General features: G+C 43.6%; 19 protein-coding genes. 7 read left to right on the forward strand and 12 right to left on the reverse strand.

Annotation, left to right across the window (positions count from 1 at the left end):
• The first annotated feature begins 216 nt into the window (after nucleotides 1-216).
• Nucleotides 217-1485: a DNA polymerase IV gene (locus tag AC6EJC_RS03060; protein ID WP_444952685.1), complete on the forward strand. Its 1269-nt coding sequence runs from the start codon at nucleotides 217-219 to the stop codon at nucleotides 1483-1485.
• 103 nt (nucleotides 1486-1588) lie between these two features.
• Here AC6EJC_RS03060 and AC6EJC_RS03065 read toward each other — a convergent pair whose 3' ends face one another.
• Nucleotides 1589-1675, reverse strand: a complete 87-nt coding sequence (locus AC6EJC_RS03065) for a helix-turn-helix domain-containing protein (RefSeq protein ID WP_444952873.1) — start codon at nucleotides 1673-1675, stop codon at nucleotides 1589-1591.
• 177 nt (nucleotides 1676-1852) lie between these two features.
• Nucleotides 1853-2104: a recombinase family protein gene (locus tag AC6EJC_RS03070; protein ID WP_444952686.1), complete on the reverse strand. Its 252-nt coding sequence runs from the start codon at nucleotides 2102-2104 to the stop codon at nucleotides 1853-1855.
• 337 nt (nucleotides 2105-2441) lie between these two features.
• Between AC6EJC_RS03070 and AC6EJC_RS03075 the strand changes: the two genes are divergently transcribed.
• From AC6EJC_RS03075 to AC6EJC_RS03090, 4 genes are all read left to right on the forward strand, one after another.
• Nucleotides 2442-2582 carry an IS3 family transposase gene (locus tag AC6EJC_RS03075; RefSeq protein WP_444952874.1) on the forward strand — a complete coding sequence of 47 codons (141 nt, stop codon included), beginning with the start codon at nucleotides 2442-2444 and terminating at the stop codon, nucleotides 2580-2582.
• A gap of 424 nt (nucleotides 2583-3006) precedes the next feature.
• A complete protein-coding gene (locus AC6EJC_RS03080; protein ID WP_444952687.1) occupies nucleotides 3007-3429 on the forward strand; it encodes a hypothetical protein in 423 nt (140 codons plus the stop codon).
• A gap of 27 nt (nucleotides 3430-3456) precedes the next feature.
• The gene (locus AC6EJC_RS03085; protein WP_444952688.1) at nucleotides 3457-4905 is read left to right on the forward strand and encodes a S8 family serine peptidase; all 1449 of its coding nucleotides are present in this window, start codon (nucleotides 3457-3459) and stop codon (nucleotides 4903-4905) included.
• Nucleotides 4906-4957: 52 nt separating this feature from the next.
• Nucleotides 4958-5818, forward strand: a complete 861-nt coding sequence (locus AC6EJC_RS03090; protein WP_444952689.1) for a Tat pathway signal protein — start codon at nucleotides 4958-4960, stop codon at nucleotides 5816-5818.
• 1081 nt (nucleotides 5819-6899) lie between these two features.
• On the opposite strand, the gene AC6EJC_RS03095 is transcribed toward AC6EJC_RS03090, so the two are convergent.
• From AC6EJC_RS03095 to AC6EJC_RS03115, 5 genes are all read right to left on the reverse strand, one after another.
• Entirely contained in the window at nucleotides 6900-8189 is a 1290-nt protein-coding gene (locus AC6EJC_RS03095) for an allantoinase (protein WP_444952690.1), read from the reverse strand.
• Nucleotides 8190-8228: 39 nt separating this feature from the next.
• A complete protein-coding gene (locus AC6EJC_RS03100; protein WP_444952691.1) occupies nucleotides 8229-9626 on the reverse strand; it encodes an NCS1 family transporter in 1398 nt (465 codons plus the stop codon).
• A 324-nt stretch (nucleotides 9627-9950) separates the two neighbouring features.
• Complete coding sequence (locus AC6EJC_RS03105; RefSeq protein ID WP_444952692.1) at nucleotides 9951-10808, reverse strand: fumarylacetoacetate hydrolase family protein; 858 nt, start codon at nucleotides 10806-10808, stop codon at nucleotides 9951-9953.
• A gap of 30 nt (nucleotides 10809-10838) precedes the next feature.
• Entirely contained in the window at nucleotides 10839-12014 is a 1176-nt protein-coding gene (locus AC6EJC_RS03110; RefSeq protein ID WP_444952875.1) for an amidase, read from the reverse strand.
• Between the two features lie 31 nt (nucleotides 12015-12045).
• Nucleotides 12046-13341 (reverse strand): uracil/xanthine transporter, encoded by a 1296-nt coding sequence (locus AC6EJC_RS03115; protein ID WP_444952693.1) that lies wholly within the window; start codon nucleotides 13339-13341, stop codon nucleotides 12046-12048.
• A gap of 17 nt (nucleotides 13342-13358) precedes the next feature.
• On the opposite strand from AC6EJC_RS03115, the gene AC6EJC_RS03120 reads away from it, so the two are divergent.
• Nucleotides 13359-14171, forward strand: coding sequence for a PucR family transcriptional regulator (locus AC6EJC_RS03120; RefSeq protein ID WP_444952694.1), 813 nt, complete (start codon nucleotides 13359-13361; stop codon nucleotides 14169-14171).
• Nucleotides 14172-14449: 278 nt separating this feature from the next.
• On the opposite strand, the gene AC6EJC_RS03125 is transcribed toward AC6EJC_RS03120, so the two are convergent.
• From AC6EJC_RS03125 to AC6EJC_RS03140, 4 genes are all read right to left on the reverse strand, one after another.
• Complete coding sequence (locus AC6EJC_RS03125) at nucleotides 14450-14737, reverse strand: stage VI sporulation protein F (RefSeq protein WP_444952695.1); 288 nt, start codon at nucleotides 14735-14737, stop codon at nucleotides 14450-14452.
• Nucleotides 14738-14846: 109 nt separating this feature from the next.
• Nucleotides 14847-16895: an ATP-dependent DNA helicase RecG gene (gene recG, locus AC6EJC_RS03130; RefSeq protein WP_444952696.1), complete on the reverse strand. Its 2049-nt coding sequence runs from the start codon at nucleotides 16893-16895 to the stop codon at nucleotides 14847-14849.
• Between the two features lies 1 nt (nucleotide 16896).
• A complete protein-coding gene (locus AC6EJC_RS03135) occupies nucleotides 16897-17766 on the reverse strand; it encodes a DegV family protein (protein WP_444952697.1) in 870 nt (289 codons plus the stop codon).
• A 49-nt stretch (nucleotides 17767-17815) separates the two neighbouring features.
• Nucleotides 17816-19600, reverse strand: coding sequence for a DAK2 domain-containing protein (locus tag AC6EJC_RS03140; RefSeq protein WP_444952698.1), 1785 nt, complete (start codon nucleotides 19598-19600; stop codon nucleotides 17816-17818).
• Nucleotides 19601-20108: 508 nt separating this feature from the next.
• On the opposite strand from AC6EJC_RS03140, the gene rpmB reads away from it, so the two are divergent.
• The gene (gene rpmB, locus AC6EJC_RS03145; protein ID WP_013310881.1) at nucleotides 20109-20297 is read left to right on the forward strand and encodes a 50S ribosomal protein L28; all 189 of its coding nucleotides are present in this window, start codon (nucleotides 20109-20111) and stop codon (nucleotides 20295-20297) included.
• 225 nt (nucleotides 20298-20522) lie between these two features.
• On the opposite strand, the gene spoVM is transcribed toward rpmB, so the two are convergent.
• Nucleotides 20523-20603, reverse strand: a complete 81-nt coding sequence (gene spoVM, locus AC6EJC_RS03150; protein ID WP_010345573.1) for a stage V sporulation protein SpoVM — start codon at nucleotides 20601-20603, stop codon at nucleotides 20523-20525.
• Between the last annotated feature and the right edge of the window lie 46 nt (nucleotides 20604-20649).

The raw sequence follows: 20649 nt of genomic DNA on the forward strand, positions 1-20649 counted from the left end.
AAAAATGGTTTTCTCCCCTCAATATTCATTCATTTCCACTTGTTTTTGTTCAAGATAATATGATACGCCATGTTAGGTTTCCCGTAAACTGTAATGTTCCAAAAAATACATTTGTATTAGGAACACGTGTTCTGTATATAATACTACTATAAGAGTATACATTCAAGAATATTTTGGAAGGACGATCAACACATATCAGGAGAGGAGGTTGGATTTTTGAAGGAACGTGGAAATAGAACCATATTTTTAGCGGACTGCCAGAGCTTTTATGCCAGCGTAGAGAAAGCAGATCACCCTGAATATAAAAACAAGCCGCTTGCGGTAGCCGGTGATCCTGCTCGCAGATCAGGCATTATTTTAGCCGCATGTCCTATCGCCAAACAATCCGGCGTATCTACAGCCGAGCGCCTCGGCGAAGCGCTTAAGAAGTGTCCTGAGCTCGTAATTGTCCGTCCCCGCATGAAATATTATATTGATGTTTCTTTGGCCATTACTAACATATACAAAGAATATACCGATCTAGTGGAAGTTTTTAGTATAGACGAGCAATTTTTAGATGTTTCCGGGAGTTTAGGAATATTTGGTAATCCTTTAATTATTGCAAAGGAAATTCAAGAAAAGGTTCTTTTACAGACCGGAGTTTGGGTCAGGATTGGGATTAGTTCAAACAAAATTCTGGCCAAAATCGCCACTGATATTTGGGCCAAAAAAAGCAAGAGCGGCATTTTTACGCTTCCCAAGCCAGATGTAGAACAATTGCTATGGCCGCAGCCGGTGAACAAAATGTTCGGCGTGGGCTCGCGCATGACGGCCCATTTCGCACGGCTTGGCATGACCACCATCGGAGATATCGCCAGAACACCGTTGCCGGAACTAAAGCGCAAATTCCGCGCCCATTTCGGCAAGCAGTCGGACATTCAGGCTGAAGTGATGTGGAAAACCGCCAACGGCCTGGACGACAGCCCCGTCGCTCCGTATACGTTCAGTACTCCTCAGAAGTCTATCGGCCATATGATGACCCTGCCCAAGGACTATCAGGAGCCGCACGAGGTGGAAACCATCCTGCTGGAGCTCACCGAGGAAGTATGCCGGGACAGTCGGCGCAAGGGATATATGGGATCTGTCGTGACCGTCGACTGCATGTGCAGCCCGTACGAGGCGCCGACCGGATTTTCACGACAGATGAAGCTGACCGATCCGACCAACAATACGAATAAAGTCTACAAAGCCGTAAAGGAGATTTTCTATAAATTCTGGAATCACATGCCGGTACGGCGACTGGGCGTCAGCTTGAGCGGTCTGACGGACGCAGAGATGTACCAGCTCTCCTTCTTTGAAGACGAGGAGTGGGCCCGTTCTCTGGAGAAAGCCACGGACAGCATTAAGGATCGTTATGGCAGCTCGGCGATCGTCAGAGCCTCTTCCCTCACCCACGCTGGGCAGGCTTTGGAGAGATCTTTGAAAATCGGGGGTCACTATAAGTGAAATGCAGAATATAAACAGCAGCCGATCATGCGGCTGCTGATCATGCGGCTGCTGTTTGTTCATCTTTCTGTAAGAGATATGATTAGTTCCAAATAAGCGAGTATTAACTCTGGAGATAGCGATATAATGTTGCTTTGCTGATTCCCGTCTCCTCACGGATCTGTCGCAAGGCTATATTTTTTACTTTCATACATTTGGATAGCCTTTTTCACATTATCATCAAGCTTTCGTGGACGCCCCAGCTTCATCCCTTTTTCCTTCGCTTCATATAAGCCTCTTTTTGTGAACTCACTAACAATATCGATCTGAAAATTTAAAAGATGCTTAACGTTTTCGTGAAATAGCCAGCCTTCCGGCTCCCTTTTATCTATTCCTTCGTGAATGCCTGCTGCCCATGCAGCTGGTCCAGTAATTCTGCAAGATGCTTTGTTGAGTCTGCGAAAGAGAACAGTCTGGTTACAACCACTGTGTCACCTGGCTGAAGCTGGTTCAGCATTTTTTGCAGCACTGCCCTTTTTTTGGGAGAAGAATGCTCCTCTGCGTGAAGTGAGTCACACGGCACTTCCTTTAACACTTCCAGCTGATTTGTACAATTTATATCGTCCTGAAAAGGCCTCATATAACCGATTTAATCTACGTTCATCGTCCAAAAGATCGACTGAAAGATTGTCTAGATTGCACAATTTGACGTGCATTTTTTAGACGGAGAGACTCATATTCCAAAAGGGCCTCAGCTGAAATGACCTTGCTCTAGTTAGCGAGACGCTAGACGTTCTGAGTAAGAACGTGAACATGGAGGGTGTCATTCTCCATTCAGACCAGGGGTTTCAGTATATCTCCAAGCCGTTTAATCGCAAACTTAAGCGGCTTGGAATGCTTGGGAGCCATTCAAGGCGTGGAAATTGCCTAGACAATGCCTGTATAGAATCCTTCTTTTCCCATCTTAAAACAGGAAGATTTATTTAACGAAACCCGGAACCCTAGCGGAGGTAGAACAACACGTGCGGGAGTACATTTCGTTTTATAACGAAAATAGATTTCAGAAAAAATTAAACAGCCGTTCCCCGATTAAATACCGAGAAACGGTTGCTGCTTAAAGATGTCTTTTTAGTTCTGTCTACTTGACAGGGGTATGACCAGCTTGACCTTATCCGAATTTGTGTAGGGTCGAATTGATATTGAAATATCCAGCTTGATTAGCTAACTCATGAATGCTTAGCCTTTCTCCGTAGCATTGGTACAAAAAAATGCGGAGTTGGTTCGGCGTAATTTTAGGGCTAAACTGTTGAATATGCGATTGACAACCTCGCCCATTCCACCGATTAAAATCTTGAGTTGCAGAGCTTACGCATTTAATGTGTGAGAACTGAACTCCCAAAATACGCTTATCAACTTCATACAAAAACCAAAATTCATTCAATTTCATAAGAAAACCCTCCGTTTTTTAGCTTTATTTTCAACTGGAACGGATGGGGTTAGTATGGCCATGTATTTTAAAACTGTATTTGGAACAATCTATATGTGTTCCAAAACCAATACGAACAAAAAGATCATAGGGGGATAGCCAATATCTTAAATCCAAATGGACATATGATGGCGGAAGCGGTTTTAAAGCCAAAGCAGGGAAAATCGTTTCTTCATTCAAGTGAGCCTGTTTCATCAGAAAATATAAATCAGTTCAAAGTTTCTAATGAAACAGTAAAAAAGGCAAAGGAGCTATTCAGACAATCCGAGATTGAGGTCGTACAAGCAGGAATGACATTAACTTTAATGGGGCTACCTGAAAAATTTGAAGCCTTGTTGGATGTAAAAATGATAGCTTCGAAAGCCGATAGTGAAGGACCGCAATATCTTATTCCTAATAAAGATCCTGTTATTCCGGAAGCATTGCAACCCTTTGTAGATGCGATCGTCTTTCCAAAACCTATTTCAATAAAACCTTAAATGTATCAAGAGAGGAGTATTGTTCACATGGCGAATTCCATTTCATCCGAACTGCCAAATGTTATATTTGCAGAGGCTTCCGTTCACTCTATTGGGGGCCAGTCCGTATTTGCCGAGACAAGTAAAATTACAAGTGAAACGGTTCAGCACTATCATTCAAAAGAGGATTTGGTGCTAAAGGCGGTCTCTAAGTTAAAGGATAACGGTTTCGAAGTTCTAAATGTAGGTGATGTATCCATTTCAATTGCCGCTTCGCCGCAGACATACGAGAAAGTATTTAATACTTCAATTGTACCAAAGGAGCGAGAGGTTAGAGGAATACCCGGAAAGTCATCTACCACGATACTCGACTCGACAAACTCGGGGATGCTAGGCTTGATTAACACCGATAACAGTCCGCTCGCTGACGTCTTGGAAGGCGTGGCAATTGGCGAACGGGTCTTCTATTATGCTCCGGCCGTTATGACGGCGGAACGTCCTTCCGCGTCCCCTCCTCAGGAAGATTATTATCATCTGGAGCCGCCTCACGATCTAGTCAAACTTTTGCGTGCTGAGGGCGTGCATCAGAGCGGAATTACCGGACGCGGCATAAAAGTGGTTATGGCGGATAGCGGGTTTTATAAACATCCGTTTTTCGCTAAACATAATTTCCGTTCAAATCAGGTCGTGCTCGGACCTGGTGCGTCTGATCCTGATCATGATGAAATCGGACATGGTGTTGGCGAGTCAGTCAACGTTTTCTCGTTGGCACCGAACGTTGATTTCACTATGGTGAAGATGAACTTCTTCAATAGCGTCGGCGCTTTCAATGCTGCTGTAGCACTGAATCCTGACATTATCACCTGCAGTTGGGGAAGTGATATCAGAGGCAGTGTTTTATCCAGCTTTGACAAGGTGCTTGAAGCTGCTGTAGCTAATGCGGTGAGTCATGGTATTACAGTGGTGTTTTCTGCAGGCAATGGTCACTTATCTTTCCCTGGCATGCATCCGGACGTGATTTCAGTAGGCGGCGTATTTGTACGAGAAGACGGTACCATGCAGGCAACACCTTATGCTAGCGGATTTAAGAGCAGAGTATATCCAAACCGTCAGAGTCCGGATATCTGTGGATTAGTTGGCTTGCCTCCACGAGCAGCCTATATTATGCTTCCAGTTGAACCAGGGGACGAAATTGACAATGATTTATCCGGAGGTATACATCCTCGCGGCGACGAAACTTCTTCTAGCGATGGGTGGGCGGCTTTCAGCGGAACCTCGGCAGCAGCTCCTCAAATCGCAGGTATTTGTGCACTTATGAAGCAGGCAAATCGTAACTTAAATCCATTTCAAATTCGAGAAATATTGCAGCGAACAGCTCGAGACGTCACAGAGGGCCGATCTGCTCAAAATCCGGCTATGCCGGGTCCCGACCTTGCCACTGGATTTGGTCTAGTCGATGCATCACGCGCGATCGATGAAGCAAAACGTATGGGATAGCAAGTCGCCAACTGTCAAAGTTCGTAACTACCGCACGAAGGAGGATCAACTAATGGCTGTCCCTCAATTACCGAATGAAATTATCCTAATGATGGCTAGTCGTGACATGCGAATGCATCACTATATTTGGCATACTGTGCGAAACAATTGGCTTCGCCTGTCTAGCTCGACACAGCAGAGTTTGAGAAACTTGGGGTGGGAACCCCCCCGGCCCGCTCTGAATCAAAACAGGGATCCTATTTTAAACAATGCTTCAGGTGAAGATTTTTTGTTTATGCATCGGCAGATGATCGCATCCGTTAACAGGGAACTGGAAATAATCGGCCAACCTGATTACCTTAAAGTCGAAGGGTGGACAAACGTCCCTGCGCCTAGTGATCAGGATTATCCGGTTCCTCCGCCTTGGAATTCCGATTTGAATCAAGTAAAATCAGATTCCTATTATTCGACGGTTCTAGTGCCGTTAGAAAATCAATTTAAAGATCCGGAACAATTAAGAAATATGAGCTTGGGCGAGATGGGAGCGCGCATCGAGTTTTCTATTCATAATGATCTTCATATGCGGTTTGCGTCGAATCCCGGTCAACAAAGACCTCCTGTGGCTGCCGAGAATCCAGAAGCTATAGAAGCTATTGACCCGAGATGGGATAATCCTCAGTATGACTATTTAGGGGATACTTATTCCAGCCATGTAAATCCAATATTTTGGAAGCTGCATGGTTGGGTAGATAATAGAATTGAAGATTGGAAAAACGCAAATGAAGTTTTAGATATACAATGGATCGGAACATGGGAAGGCCCCACTCATCATCATCATCTTGCAGAGGCGCAGGAGTATCTTAACCGGGCAGTAAGTATATTGGGAGAGAATGAACTGCTTCCGGAATTCCCGACAAAACCAATCAATCTGTGAGTACCGCTCCTTAAAAACAAACACGATATATAACCGAGTTGCCAAATAGATCACTTTTTTGAACTACCGAACCAGACGACACGTAATGAAGTGAAGTCTGCCACTATAAAGAAAGCGTTACAGCTTAAAAAAGCAACTGTTTAAAAACAAAAATCTAAAAGGCTGTCTGTTGTCAAGGTAACCTTTTTTCCACGTATTAGGGGTGATAAAATTCCTTAGCGTACGTTTTCCGCGTTTTGTCGGCAGTACCCCAAATAGATTTTTTTCTATTGACACATAAATAAAGTAGGAATTCCCTTATCTATATCGAATCAAGCAAGTGTTGTAGTTCATTTGAACTAGTTCTATTTAACTATACTTGATTTGAAGGTATTAGAAATGGATTTTAGAAAGGGAAATTTATGCTTTGGAAAAATAATCTCGGTTGATGGCCCTGGACAGGAAAATAATGTCCTAGACTCCCGCTGTTTTAATCAACTAACAGGACACGTTAGTTGAATCATATTTATGGAATGTACATTACTGTTTCCCGTTAGTTGATTATCATTTCACCGTTGATACTCTGCTTAAGTGAAGTATGGAAAGTGATCGCGCATAAAATGGGTTAACCTATCCTTCAAATTTCTATGCTGTTGCGGTCAGAACACTATCTTTCTGCCCGCGACTACTGGAGTTTACCGCGCCATCTCTTGGCAGCTTTTGTTTTGTCATGTTAAGGTGACTCATCCGACTGGAACAGCTCAAATCCAATTCGCGCACCTTGACCAGTGCTTTTGCGTCCGGCTTCCTTCAGATTCCACCTCACGGTGGACACCCTTGTCTTTGGCTAACGGTAGGCGCTCGTCAGCCCTCGTTCGGGACTTTCACCCTAAAGATAACGCCCATGCTGGGCGTACTCAAAAAAACTGACGCGGTACTTTACCAGCGTCAGTTTATCCATAATGACATGAAATACAAGTGATGAGCAGTCACATGTTTGCTTTAAACCGCTCAGGAAAATTGTAAAATTATTTTAGCTGTTGTCCTGCAGGCTTCTGCCAGCGGCCTTCAGCGGGGTTAGCTGCAAATATACCATCGTTAACTACAACTTTTCCTCTAAGAATATCTTGCACGGAAAGGTATGGCCGATATACAGGCTTTGCTTATGCTTCGCATAATAGTTTTCTTCCGTAACTAAATGTGATTCATTTAAAGTAACAATGGCTAAATCAGCATCCGCTCCTTCAGCAATTTTACCCTTCCGATCTGAAATTCTAAATCTTTTCGCCGGTGCTGATGCTGTCCAATGTGCTACGTTTTCAAACGGAATGTTATGCTTTAAAGCAAGCTGAATCATGGAAAGCAACGTAAATTGACCACCGCTGATTCCACCCCATGCCTCGAATAAATTATGATGTTTAGGATTCTTCAATTCATAAGGACATGGTGAATGATCCGAAGAGATCATATCGAATTTATTCTCGATTAATAAAGCAATTAATTTTTGTTGCTCCTCTTTTTTGCGTAAAGGCGGAGCGCATTTCGCGATGGCTCCCAATTCTCTTAGCTGCTCATGATTAAATAATAAATAGTGCGGACATGTTTCAACCGTTATATTCATTCCTTTTTGCTTTGCCTGCTCGATTTTATCTATTGCTTGAGCTGAACTGATGTGTACGAAATGAAGCGGGCATCCGGTGATCTCTGCGTAATAAATGGCACGTTCTACTGCTTCAACTTCTGCTATAATAGGACGTGTCTCTAAATAATCATCTGCGCTATATTTTCCTTTTCTTTCCTTCTCTGCTTTTAGCCAATTCGTAATGGCTGCACTTTCTGAATGAAGAGCTAACACTTTGTTTAATTTAGGGATCGTTTTCATCCCGTTCAGCAAGGTTATATCATCTACAGCTTCAAACTCCTTGTTTCCTGTTGTGGAGAGAAAGGCCTTAAATCCGATTACACCGGATTCAGCAAGAAGCTCTAAGTCCCTTTCGTTTCCAGGTACAAGTCCGCCCCATAAGCTAAAATCAACAAAAGACTTATCATTCCCAAGTCTTGCTTTGTCATAAAGGGCCTCTTGGGTTACTGTTGAAGGAATTCCGTTTAACGGCATATCAAAATAAGTAGTACACCCGCCTGCTGCCATCATCATTGAACCGGTTTGGAAGCCTTCCCAATGATCTCTCCCTGGTTCGCTGAAATGAACATGCACATCAATCATGCCTGGAAAAATGTGTTGATGCTCAGCATCCCAAACCCGATCCGCTTTATTCGTTATCCCCTTTTTTATTTGTACTATTTTCCCATCTTTGATGCCTATATCCGTTTCTTCGACTCCTGTCGGCAGGACTACTTTGCCATTCGAAATAATCAGATCTAAATGCTCCATATTTATTTTTTCTCCTTGGTTATATATGTTTATGTGTAATTATTTTTCAAATACCGTACCTTTTTTGAAGTTTGAATCTTTAAATGCAAACTTCATCAAAAGGATATACGCAATACCCGCCGCAATAAAGCCTAAAAACCATCCGATTTCCACTTTTACAAAGGCGGCGCCTGCACCAATTAGCATCGCAATAATTGCACATGGATTATAACCGGCAAACGGACCATCCTCCTTATACAGGTCTGCAACATGTATCTTCTGTTTTCTTAAAACATAGTATTCTACCAATAAGATTGAAACAATCGGTCCTAAAAATGCGGAGTAGATTAAAATGAATATCCCAAGTCCTTTTGCTGAAGAATCCTTCACAAGTATCCACGGGAATGAGCAAAGCGCCAGCAAGCCTACTACAGTAACCGAAGCTTTATATTTTAGCTTCGTAACTAATGTAATAACATAGGCTGGTGGCACAATATTAGCAACCACGTTAACCGCAATCGCACCTAATACAATAAATACAGATACACCCACGGTTATATAAGGGTTATCTACCACGATTGCAAACGCCTTTACAGGATTAGAGATTCCTGTCGCAGAAGCAAGCATTGCGCCAATGGTCAGTACAAAGCCGTATGCAATTAAAATAGGGGAAAAATATAAAAAACCGCGTTTTACATCGCTGATACCAGATTTGAGCTCCCTTGAGTAGTCTGCTGCACTTAAAAAGATAGCAGCATAATTCCCCAAAAACATCATGATGAACGCAAAGAACGGCAAGCCCCATGATCCTTCTGAATGAACCCACTTCTCAACAATAACATCACTGTGAGATTGCATAAGAACGCCAAATACATAAATGAGGGCCAGCATAATCACAACTGAAGCTAAAATTTCTACCCATTTTATAGCATGAAATCCATACATCGAAAGTACAATCTGCATCAATTGAATCGCTAAAAAACAAATAACAATATTATCAAAAGATCCACCGGAAATGACTTTAACAATTTCATTTAAGGCCGTACCACCAATCCAGCTTTGAAAACCATACCAAATAATGCCGGGTATTCCTCGCAAGAATGAGGAGATAATAGAACCTTTTATTCCAAAGGACATTCTAAGCTGTACAACGTATGGTATTCCAGTTCTGTAACCGAGCCTGTCATTTAAAACAAACACAATTGTAATGATCCCAATCGCTATCAAGGCGGCTACAAAAGTTTGGAAAATGTTTAATGTCGCAGTTCCTGCAACAACCAAACTGGCTCCCAATGTCATATTTCCTAGATTAACACCGTCACCAATCCACATAAACATGTAAGATATTGCACCTACTGTCCTGCCATTTTTACTCTTCGGCTTTAGTGATTCAACTACAGTTGCATCATTCGGGAGCTTTACATCTTCCATTACGTGACTTGCTAAACTTGTAGACATGGTGAATTCAGTCCTCCTTTTACGATCAAAACCCAGAGTTATGTGTCACATCATGTTATGAAACATAACCAAACGGCTTTTTATAATCACAGTTTATCGTGTATCTTTTGACGAATCATTAGAAGAATTATGGATTTTTGTTTTTTTCATTGTACTGTTTAACTAAAAAAATAACAAAACATAACATGTCGCGTTATATAATATAGAAATCTCATAAAAAAGCGACCTTATTCATTCCTTTTAAAACAAGAAAAAACCCGGCCTTCGGCCAGGTAATCAAAGATGCAACCTTTGAATAAAATGAAACTAACTTCTCCCACCGTATTAGATTACAGAATTTAAGAGCGGTTTAAACGGTTTAATACTACACCCGACCATGTCTCCTTTACGGATCACAACAGATCCTGGTGTACCAGTCATAATAACATCCCCGGGATATAAGGTCATAATGTGTGAAAAAAAAGAAACGATATAGCCAGGCTGATACATCATGTTCGCAACGACGTTTCGGTGCTCTACTTTTCCATTCAAAACGGTTTCTACTGCAATATCCTTGATCTCAGTAAATTCATCGGCAGTGATGAAATAGGGGCCAAAACTAAAGAATGTATCAAAACTTTTTGCCCTCTGCATATAACGGGAATTTTTAGAGTGTATATCCTTTGCCGTCATATCTAAGGTAGTCGTAAATCCGGCCACAACACTGAGTGCATCCTCTTCTTTAATGTCTTTGCACGTTTTTCCAATAATGATCCCCAGTTCTGCCTCTGCAGTTACGACACTGGACTGAATTGGCAGTTGAATCGTCTCTCCCATGCCAATTAAACTGGTATCTGGTTTCATGAAAATAACCGGCTCTTCTTCTGGCAGTTTCCCTGATAACTCGATCGCCTTCTCTTTATAGTTCATGCCCACGCCAAGTATTTTTCGAGGGTTACGATATAGCGGGCCAAAGTATGTTTCTTTTGCCTCAATAGAAGGGTACCTATACAATTTGTTTCTTCCCCCACTTGTGTACCAATCGTTCATTTCTTCTAATTGGCCGCTCTGTATCAACCGAAAAAGGTCCGTATTCCAGGCTTTATTCTCCATCTCATTGATCGTTTTGACCATTATAATGTTATCCATAGAGATGACCGCTGCAGTCTCTTCACCATTAACGCTGACTGTTGCTAGCTTCATATTAACTCTCCTTATACAATCGTTCTTGCACTATTGCTTTACTTGCAAATGGTTAGCCGTCCAATTTAATAGCTTCAAGTCTTGATAACAATTGGCGATAAAAGATAAGCCTAACGGCAGTCCGTTCACTTCGGCTACAGGAAGAGTGATTTGAGGTAAACCGGCTAAGCCTGCAATACAGGATAATTGCATGGTCTTCGTTCGATATTGCTCTGCTTTTTCACCACGCAAGTTGAGCAAGGGAGCTGCTCCAGGAGCAGTTGGAATGATTAACAACCCATCTTCTCCTAAAAGATTTGAAATGAAATGGCGAACAGTTTCCCTTAATTGATATTGATGTCTACTTTCACTCTTTTTCAAAGTACTCGCCCACTGGAATCTTTCGGCAATGCCTGGTCCGAAATTCGGTTTCTCCTTTTGAATCCAAGGACCATGCTCACTCCAAATCTCCAATCCCTGAAGGATTCGAAACGCACTCGACCACTCAGTCAAATTTTGTTCTGATATTTTGATCATCTTACCCTTATTTGTTATAGCCTCTACCGAAGGAAGAACGTCCATTAGAGCCGCTTTGTCCTTTTCATTCATTAGCTCCCATGACTCTTCTGCTAAAAATAAGTTCTTAAAATTGCCTTCCTGGCTTTGACCATCGATCAGGATTCTACCAATCTTTAGCAGCAATTGAGGATTTCGGCTCATCCATCCAACAGTATCAAAGCTTGGAGCTAATGGAATTACACCTTCAGTCGAAACTGTTCCATGGGTGGGTCTGAATCCATAGATCCCGCAGTATGAGGAAGGGATGCGGATTGATCCGCCTGTATCTGTTCCTATTGCGAAATCTACCAAGCCCGCTGCAACCGCAACAGCTGATCCGCTAGACGATCCCCCTGGAATTCTATCTGGTGCCTTAGGATTTACAGGTGTGCCATAATGAAAGTTCTCTCCATTTAAGCTGTACATTAATTCGTCGGTCTGTACTGTTCCCTTTAATTCGGCGCCATGCTTTAGCAAATAGTCAATGACAAGCGCATGCTGAACTGCGGGCTCATGTGTACGGAGCCAATCAGGGTTTCCTGCACCACTTGTATAACTCTCAATGGCATATACATCTTTTACTGCAAACGTTAAACCGTCTAACTCCCCGGAGCCGGTTGATTTAATGTTTAAATTCCCATCTACAAAGGCATTCCATATATCATTCATCATCATTCTCTCCAAACTCATAGGAATTTTTCTAACTTTGCTTTCTTGGATGGATATTCTCAAGTAAAAGAGATAATAGAATACCTACTAGTAGTCCATTACTTAGCAGCGGACGCACAATACTGGGAAGCGTTTCGAAGTAGGATACAGGAAAAGTCATTACAATAATTCCAATGAATAATGGGGCTGCTAAACGGTATATATTAACTGTTGTTAATTGAATTTTCGTGAAATATAGAAGGGATGAGTGAAGCAAACGCATATACGTAACAAATAAAACTGCACTTCCGACACTTAAAGGAAGTTTAGCCATTAGGCTGCCTATAAAAGGAATCATCCCCATCAGCATAAACATCCCACCGCCAATCAGAAAAGGGATTCTCCCCAAAATTTTCGTCTGATTGAGAAAACCGATGGATGATACATACGGGGCATAGGGAACCTGTCCTAAAAAACCCGAAATCATCACAAATAACCCGCTGATCGTAAATGAACCTTTGTATTGTTTGAGACTTAAGCTTGTTTTGTAAATCTCGTCCGTACCCTTAAGAGCCCCAAATGTATTAGAAATATTTATAAGACCGGCTATGACAGCTGTTATAATAACACCTACATCCAGAGTAGGTGTCCCCAGAGGGAATACTATAAATTCTATTTTTTCGGTCATATCTAATGAATCCCTTGTATTAAACAACAACTCAAACAATACCCATCCTGCAATAATCCCTATTAATATTGAATATTTACGAATTGAAACAGGGAGCTTAACACTGCAAGCAATAACAACAATACAAACGACACTTGATAGTAAGAAAATAGGTATATCAATATGCGGGGCCTCGTTATGAGCCTCGAAAGGAATGCCCAGCATTCCCTTTAGGAAAATCGCATTTAATCTGCAACCTAATAGAAACATGAAAACAGCCATAACTCCTGAGTTGAACAGCTTGGAAAGGTACTGCGAAAGCCCGCTTAATCCAATGCCGATCGTAATGAAACCAGAGATGATAATACCAACCGCCAAGCTTCCTCCAAGCGTTTTCATCGACATGCCTTGAGAAGGAGCTGCATAACAAAGACTTAGAATAACTCCCCACCACAGCCCGGACTGCCCCTCCATAATTGAGCGTCTATGTCCTAGTACAGCTTGTAAAATACAGGCCAATCCCGTAAGGAAAAAGGATGATTGAATGAGGAAAGTTATTTTCTCTGGCGGGAGCTGGAATGCTGCTCCTATAGTAATAGGAATTACTACCGTATTTGTGAAAAGAAAAAAAAGCCATTGTAATCCGGCAAGCCAGCTCTCCATTTTGAACAGCGTTATCATGAGTCACCTTCTATATCTTGTTTAACTGTACAAAAAGATTCCGACTATTCCGGAATCTTACTAACGAAGAGATTATTAGCCGCGGGAAAGAATTTGGACTATTAAATGAACAGCGTTATGTGTGTGCAGTAGGTAAAACAGATCTTAAAGAAAAGAACATTTCGTTTATGCAGCATCAATCGGAACACGATTTGATTTATGATAAAATTGACTCGGACCTTCAACTTTTCCATCAAAAAGTACACCTGTTCACAACCGATCACTCTTATATTTTACTCATACCGCTGAAAGAGGGATGGAAAGAGATTGAACAATCGTTTATTTCATTTTTAGAACAACTCCAGATCAATATTGCTAATAACTATCAGACGGAGCTTTCATTCGGCATTAGCAACTATGCGCAACAATTAATTTATATACCGGTTTCATATAAAGAAGCAACGGATACTTTATATTATGGAAGTATGTCAGGAAAGAAAGGATTTATTGATATTTATCAACCTAAGGAGGTCCCTGAAATTTTAAGAATGGTTCCTTATCAGGACTTAAAAAAATTTTACACTGATACTTTTCAGTCCTTTGCCAATGAGTACAAAAAAGATTATCAATTACTGCTTCAAACTTTATCCGTTTACTTGGAAACGCATTGCCAACTGGCTGAAACCGCAAAGCGTTTGTATGTACATCGTAATACAGTAATTTATCGGTTGGAAAAATGCGAAGAGATCATTGGTAGAAGCTTAAAGGAACCCGAAGAAACATTGCGCTTGCGCCTAGCCTTTAGAATTAAAGCTTTAATTCAAGAAAATAATTCGTGGTCTCGTAAGTAGTTGCTGAGTCGTAAGAGATTTTAATAAACGGATTAAATATCAATTAGAGCGTATCTTCAAACTTAACCAACCAAACTAAGCTAGAACCGGCGTGTGAAGGATAGATATGGAATTAAAAGAATTTATAAAAAGAATAAGATAGAGTAGATTAATGCTGACTATACCTTACAAGCCTAAAACAAAACCAAAAAGGATCGCCTGACATCAGGCAATCCTTTTTCCATCTGTGCTTCACACAGAACATGGAGAGCGCTTTGAGCACCCTTTCGAATATGCAATCAACGGAACATTCCCCACAGCTTGATCAGATGGAACGTGTTTGACGGATCAATTTTTTGTGCTAGTACAAAGGCAGTCAATTGCTCCTCCTGTGCAGCCGTCAACCGCTCGTTTAAAATAGCCGAAGTGGACTTCACAAGATGACGCACCTTAGCTTTGTTTTGCAGATCCGCTTTGGTCACACCTTCGATCTGCTGCTTAACCCGCTCCTTGAGCACCCGATTTTTCATTTTCAACTTAATCCGCTCCACCAGTTGCGGACTAATTCCATATTGCTGATAGCTCAATGTTGCTACACCTCCCATATCATTCGGTCACTCCCAAATATATGACGGCCAGCCTGTCCATTGTGCCTATCTGTTTAAAACGTTTAGAACAACCATGATTCATGGTGGATCAATCGATGAGATCCCCCTGGAAAATCTGTTCTTTTTGCAAATAACCGCGCAGTGCTTCATACTGCGGAGATGTCCAAAAGGACGAATCCTTGATCAGATCAGTTGCATCCTCACGCGCCTTTTCCAGCACCTCAAAATCCGCTACCATATCTGCTAAACGAAACTCGGGCAGCCCACTCTGCTTGGTGCCAAAAAAGTCACCCGGCCCTCTCAAATCCAGATCGCGTCTAGCAACCTCAAAACCATCGTCCGTATCGGTCATAACCTTCATCCGCTCCTGACCAACCTCCGACTTAGGATCAGCGATCAGTACACAATACGAGGCATGTGCTCCCCGTCCGACACGTCCACGTAATTGATGTAACTGGGATAGCCCAAAACGATCTGCATCCATAATGATCATTAGCGTCGCATTGGGGACGTCTACCCCCACCTCCACAACCGTGGTTGAAACGAGCAACTGAACCTCATTCGCATAGAAAGAACGCATAACTTCTTCCTTTTCTGCGGGAGTCATTCGTCCATGTAGTAGCCCAACGCGGTAATGTGGAAAAGCCTGCTGCATTTGAATATGCAAATCGATGGCATTCTGTACGTCCAGCTTCTCCGACTCTTCAATCAACGGGCAAATCAGATAAGCCTGCCGTCCCTGGTCTACCTCGCGGGAAATAAAACCAAGTACCCGATCCATCAGATCGTGCTTCACCCAATAGGTGGAAATTGGAATACGCCCCTTCGGCCGCTCTGACAACGTAGAAACATCCATATCGCCAAACGCAGTGATGGCCAGCGTACGAGGGATCGGTGTGGCCGTCATCGTCAGCACATCGGGATTATAGCCTTTGCGGCGCAGTACACTACGCTGGTTCACTCCGAATCTATGCTGCTCATCCGTTACAACAAGCCCAAGCTGGCGAAAATATACATCCTCCTGAATGAGAGCATGGGTGCCTACTACAATGTCCAGCAGACCCATTTGGAGAGCAGCTAGCAGCTCCTTACGCTTCTTCCCGGTTGTACTCCCAGTCAGTAGACCAACGCTGATTCCAAAGGGCTCAAACAGCTTGTGAAGCGACCGCATATGCTGCTCGGCCAATATTTCGGTTGGCACCATCAGCGCTCCCTGAAAACCGGAACGTACTGTGGCAAATAAACCGATGGCAGCAACAACTGTTTTACCTGACCCAACATCCCCCTGAAGCAGACGGTTCATACAATAAGGTGAGCGTAGATCGTGCAGTATTTCAAGCTCTACCTTCTTCTGTGCATCCGTTAATTCAAAAGGCAAAGCCCTTACAAATTCACGAATCGTGGCGTTATCCACCGTATGTACCACCCCGTCCGCTCGACCACGATTTAACGCTCGGAATGCCTGCATTTTCAGTTGAAATAAAAATAGCTCTTCATACACCATCCGTCGACGAGCCTCTTGCCCTTCACGGTTGTCCTGAGGCTGGTGTATACCGGCAATAGCCTGCTTGCGCGGCATCATACTATATTTGCGTACAAGCAACTCAGGCAATATTTCGGGAATCATTTCACCAAACTGCTGGAGCGTCTGGTTCATTGTTTTTCGCATCCAGCTTTGCGTAATCTTGCCGCCTATAGAGTACACCGGTTGAAGTGTCCCCGAGCGGGCTACTCCTTTATCAGGAAACTCAGAATCCGCAACCGTCATCTGCATCCGTTTGAGGTCCCATTTACCAGTCACCACAATTTCACGACCTGAGGTTAGCTGCTCCTTCATGAAATGCCGATTAAACCACGTTGCGGTAAACATCCAATCCTCGGCCATCAATTTGCAAGTCAACCTTGATTTGCGCCCGTAACGCTGAAGCACCGGAATGCCCATAATTTTGGCCTGTACCGTAATCTTATCTCCGTCCTTCACTTCGCTTAGCGAGCGCAGTCGGTAATCTTCATACCGAAACGGATAATATTCCAGCATGTCCTGCACGTCAGAAATGCCAAAAGCGTGAAGCTCTCCCTCTTTGAGAGCACTCACGCCATGTATTTGTTTTAAAGGTATTTGATCCAATTGCAGCATATTACCTCTCATCTCCGGCCGGCCATACAAAAATGCCAATCGTTCCTGGCCCTACATGGGTCCCAATCACAGCGCCAAGTTCAGTATATATTCGATCTCCCAGCTCAAAATGCTCTGCCAGTTGAGCCACGAACGCTTCTGCCGCTGAGCGATCTGCCGTATGACCCACAGCAATATTAATTTTTTTGCCTTTTAAATCCCGCTCCAGTAGTTCAATAATTCGTGCTGTCGCTTTTTTATGCCCTCTCGCCTTATCAACCGAATAAATAATGCCTTCTTTGTCAATCGAAAGAATCGGCTTAATGTTAAGCAACGTACCAACCATTGCCGTTGCCTTGCCAATACGTCCGCCTTTTTGCAAGTATTCCAGGGTATCCACCAGGAAATACAAACAACGGCGCTCCCCACGACGTTCCACAGCCCGAACAATATCAGCCGGGGGTTGCCCGGCTGCCGCCAGCTCTGCCGCATAAACCACTAGCATGCCGTAGCCGTATGAAGCTGATTTGGAATCCACCACGGTCACTCTATGTTCATGCTTCTCCAGCATGGATTTGCCCAGCAGAGCGGACTGATACGTTCCGCTCACACCCGAGGATAAATGGATAGAAACGATCTGGCTCTCGGGGTATTGCTCCAAAAGCGTCGTGTATGTCTCTAAAAAACGGGCAGGTGAAGGCTGTGACGTCGTAGGCAGCTTATCAGCCCCTACCAGTTCGCTGTAAAACTGCGCCGCTGACATCTCAATGCCGTCCAGGTAAGTTGTGCTGCCGAACATCACCGTCAGTGGTACAACGACTATACCGAGACGGTCTACTAATTCCTGTGGAATATCAGCCGTGCTATCCGTCAAAATGATGGTACTGCTCATCAGTCAGACCTCCTTTTGTAGTGGATTTCCATGGGCGTGCTCAAGCACATCAGGTTTCCACTGAGAACAGATAAGGATAAATCGGCTGACCACCATCATGAACTTCCACTTCAGCATCCGAATAATTTTCTTCAAGCCACGCAACAAGCCGATCTGTGTCTTCTTGCTTCGCGTCGGAACCTGTGAGAATTGTAACAATTTCATCGCCATTCACCAGCATTTTCGCCAGCAAAAGACGGGACGTTGCCATCAACTGTTCCTCGGTCGCCACAATTTTGGAATCCTGAATACCAATGTAGTGGCCCGCCGTAATATGCAGGTCATCAAGCGTCGTATCCCGTACCGCATAGGTCACTTGCCCAGACTTCACCCGGGTGACCGCGTCACGCATATTGTCCTGATTCACCTCAAAAGCCTCTTCCTCTTGGAAGGCAAATGCTGCCGCAATACCCTGAGGAATTGTTTTGCTCGGAATAACCGACACTAACCGTTCCATCTCTAGCAATTCGCGCGCTTGTTCTGCCGCTAAAATAATATTGGAATTATTCGGCAGAATAAAAATGTGTTGAGCCGCAATCGAGCGTGCGGCATTAACGAAGTCCTCTGTGCTCGGATTCATTGTCTGACCGCCAGAAAGGACAACATCGACGCCCAAGCTTCTGAAAATATCAGCAATCCCTTCGCCAGAAGCCACAGCTATAAAACCAAAGGATGCCAGTTCATGAGCCGGAGGCTCAGATGGCTCCTCCTCACGTACGGGCTCTGTTGGTATTTCAGCAAACCACTCAGGCTCAGGAGCACCATCCATACCCGCAGACAACAAATCACGATGCTGCTCGCGCATATTCAAAATACGAATCTGCGTAATTTCTCCGTAACGCAGCGCCAGATTCAATACTTCACCCGGAGCCTTAGAATGCACGTGAACCTTGATGACATCATCGTCTGAAATAACGATAATAGAATCACCATCTACTGATAACGCTTTCCGGAAGGCTTCCTCATCAAAATCCGTACCTTGCGCTTCGCCCAATTGTCGATTAATAAAAAACTCCATATCATACAAAAATTCAATATTATCCGTTTCGAGCTTCGCTTGCGCAGAAATCGGCGCATCCGGGGAAGGAGCAACCGCCGCCGCAGTAGGTCTCTCCGATACGTGAGGAGCAAAAACCGGGCGTACATTATCACCTTTTGCAGTTGGAGATGTCACCAAGCCGCTTCCAAGATGCTGCATAAACCCTTCATAAATATACACAAGCCCTTGTCCACCCGAATCTACAACGCCTACTTGCTTCAGTACAGGGAGCATGTCCTGCGTCATGGCAAGCGTTTCCTTCGCTTTGGCAAGCACTTCTTCCATCAGTTCCGTGATGTCGTTCGTCCGACGCGAGAAAAACACAGCATGCCTGGCCGCTTCCTTCGCCACGGTAAGAATTGTACCCTCCACCGGCTTAACCACCGCCTTGTAGGCCGCATCCACCCCGCTCTGCAATGCCGATGCGAACTGAAGGGTATTCAATTCCTCGTATGGGGCAGCGTAACGGCTGAAGCCACGGAACAACTGAGACAGGATAACCCCTGAATTGCCGCGGGCTCCCATCAGCAAACCTTTGGATAATATGCCGGACATGACACCGATGGAGGAAGAATCCCCCCTCTTTAATTCCGTTACGCCCGCGCTCATCGTCAAATTCATGTTAGTTCCCGTATCACCGTCTGGCACCGGGAATACATTTAGTGAATTGACATGTTCCGCATGCTGCTGTAATTGTTCCGCCCCGGCTAAAACCATTGCGGAAAAGTCTGTTCCATTCAAAGAACGATTACTCAAGAGAATTCCCCTTCCTAGCTTAATACACTTGTTTTACAATCAACCTTCACAACACCTTATTCAACTATGCGTACAGGTTCAATTGAATTATACTAAAGCCAGACGACGAATACGAATATCACACATTCGTAAGCTTTCGTACTCACGATCTGGTCGTCCTTCCACAGGTCATATAATATGAAAAACCAGTCAACTGCCCAACAATAAATCATTGGCCGGAATGATAACTATGGTCCCGCCTCTGAACGCCGGCCTGACTGGAATAAGAATTCACATTCCATTAAATACAAAATAATCGCAGCAATAACTATCCCATATTGTACTATAATGCGAAAGAGAAATAAATAAAGTTTTTGAATCAGTTGACGGAGCTTTTTTGACTATGATATTATATTTAAGTATTGTTTTGTTCAGGTTAGTGACTTACAAAGTCCGGCTGACCCAGTCGGCCTGAAGAGCGATCCGTTCCTTATGGAATTTGGTTATTTTCAGAATAGGAGGTGGAATCATGTCTCGTAAATGTTCTGTAACAGGCAAAAAGCCTGGCAGCGGTAACCACGTATCTCACGCTAACAACCGTAATCGCCGTACTTGGGGCGTCAACGTACAAAAAGTTCGCATTCTCGTTAACGGTAAACCGAAACGCGTTTATGTCAGCACTCGTGCATTGAAAGCCGGTAAAGTGACTCGCGTGTAGTCGTAAAAAAATATCGTTATAAACAAAAGGCACCTCGTTTTAAACGGGTGCTTTTTTGGTTATTCGAAATGTAATATCCATCTGGCTCAGAAGAACAAAATGTCAGGCACCTTCCCGCGCGCTCCTGTCGTTTACTGCCGAGCTACCTATCTGCTGTGCCCGGGAAGCGTGCCCTGTGTACCTCTTGGCTTTCATCCTACATCCTGTGTTTACGTTACGTTGAATTCAGTTTTTCTGGAATGTATTCAAAATGGCTTTGACGAATCCACCCAGAAATTTTGGCAGCTTGATTGTATAAAACTTCATGCCTCACCCTCCCCATCATCCTCCTGCATCCGTTCTCTGTAGTTTA

This window comes from Paenibacillus sp. TY11 (assembly GCF_059772165.1).